Source organism: Halococcus salifodinae DSM 8989, from assembly GCF_000336935.1.
In the GTDB taxonomy this organism is placed as follows: Archaea; Halobacteriota; Halobacteria; order Halobacteriales; family Halococcaceae; genus Halococcus; species Halococcus salifodinae.
Window position 1 is genome coordinate 1 of record NZ_AOME01000021.1, and the last position, 237, is coordinate 237.

The following is a 237-nucleotide window of genomic DNA, read 5'->3' on the forward strand; positions in this document are numbered from 1 at the left end:
TGGTTCAGGAAGCGGCGCGCACCGAGCGCAACGGGCACGTGGAGCCGCGGCAGTTCCGGCTGACGGAGGAGGGCGTGGCGTGGATCGAGGAGCACGCGGAAGCGTTGGCGATCCCGACGACGCGGGAGGAAACGGCGGTGAAGGCGGGAGAGGCATACGAGGCGGCGGAGAGCGCGCGGTCATCGGTGCAGAACTACCGAAAGAAGCTCCACCGAGTGAAAGGTCGGGTTGAGGAGG

1 pseudogene is annotated in these 237 nt (G+C 67.9%); it reads left to right on the forward strand.

The window, feature by feature from the left end:
- Positions 1 to 237, forward strand: a pseudogene (locus tag C450_RS04460) (hypothetical protein); the annotation flags it as partial.